This is a genomic window from Massilia hydrophila (genome assembly GCF_020208145.1).
GTDB lineage: Bacteria > Pseudomonadota > Gammaproteobacteria > Burkholderiales > Burkholderiaceae_D > Telluria > Telluria hydrophila.
Window position 1 is genome coordinate 1 of the sequence record NZ_JAHYBX010000021.1, and the last position, 1,699, is coordinate 1,699.

Annotated in this window: 1 rRNA gene; it reads left to right on the forward strand. The window is 51.8% G+C overall.

The window, feature by feature from the left end:
* Nucleotides 1–57 precede the first annotated feature (57 nt).
* A 23S ribosomal RNA gene (locus tag LE190_RS21290) occupies nucleotides 58–1,699 on the forward strand; the annotation flags it as partial.

The window sequence follows — 1,699 nt, forward strand, 5'->3', positions numbered from 1 at the left end:
AGCTGTACTCTTGATTTCTATGACGATCCCTGTTGTCAGCAGGGGCCAACGTTATAGGGACAAGCGAATAAGTGCACATGGTGGATGCCTTGGCGATTACAGGCGATGAAGGACGTAGTAGCTTGCGATAAGCTGCGGGGAGTGAGCAAACACACTTTGATCCGCAGATTTCCGAATGGGGAAACCCGGCCTTTTAGGTCATTGCATGCTGAATACATAGGCATGCAAAGCGAACGCGGCGAACTGAAACATCTAAGTAGCTGCAGGAAAAGAAATCAACCGAGATTCCCAAAGTAGTGGCGAGCGAAATGGGATGAGCCTGTACGTGATAGTCGAACTGATAGTGGAACAGATTGGAAACTCTGGCCATAGCGGGTGATAGCCCCGTACACGAAATCAGATCGGTGGTACTAAGCGTACGACAAGTAGGGCGGGACACGAGAAATCCTGTCTGAACATGGGGGGACCATCCTCCAAGGCTAAATACTCGTAATCGACCGATAGTGAACCAGTACCGTGAGGGAAAGGCGAAAAGAACCCCGGGAGGGGAGTGAAATAGATCCTGAAACCGTGTGCATACAAACAGTCGGAGCCTCTATATGGGGTGACGGCGTACCTTTTGTATAATGGGTCAGCGACTTACATTCAGTGGCGAGGTTAACCGAATAGGGGAGCCGTAGAGAAATCGAGTCCGAACAGGGCGACAGTCGCTGGGTGTAGACCCGAAACCAGGTGATCTACCCATGGCCAGGATGAAGGTGCGGTAACACGCCCTGGAGGTCCGAACCCACTAATGTTGAAAAATTAGGGGATGAGCTGTGGGTAGGGGTGAAAGGCTAAACAAACCTGGAAATAGCTGGTTCTCTCCGAAAACTATTTAGGTAGTGCCTCAAGTATCACCATCGGGGGTAGAGCACTGTTATGGCTAGGGGGTCATTGCGACTTACCAAACCATTGCAAACTCCGAATACCGATGAGTGCGAGCTTGGGAGACAGACGTCGGGTGCTAACGTCCGGCGTCAAGAGGGAAACAACCCAGACCGCCAGCTAAGGTCCCAAAGATTGGCTAAGTGGAAAACGAAGTGGGAAGGCTAAAACAGTCAGGATGTTGGCTTAGAAGCAGCCACCATTTAAAGAAAGCGTAATAGCTCACTGATCGAGTCGTCCTGCGCGGAAGATGTAACGGGGCTAAGCCAGTCACCGAAGCTGCGGATATGTCTTTGACATATGGTAGGAGAGCGTTCTGTAAGCCTGCGAAGGTGTCTTGTGAAGGATGCTGGAGGTATCAGAAGTGCGAATGCTGACATGAGTAGCGATAATGCGGGTGAAAAGCCCGCACGCCGTAAGCCCAAGGTTTCCTGTTCAACGTTCATCGGAGCAGGGTGAGTCGGCCCCTAAGGCGAGGCAGAGATGCGTAGCTGATGGGAAGCAGGTTAATATTCCTGCACCGTCGTATGATGCGATGGGGGGACGGATCGCGGAAGGTTGTCCAGCTGTTGGAATAGCTGGTTTCTGGTTCATAGAAGGCGCTTAGGCAAATCCGGGCGCAGGATTCAAGGGACTGGGACGTGTACCCATGTGGTGCGAAGCAATCGGAAGTGGTTCCAAGAAAAGCCTCTAAGCTTCAGTCATACGAGACCGTACCGCAAACCGACACAGGTGGGCGAGATGAGTATTCTAAGGCGCTTGAGAGAACTCG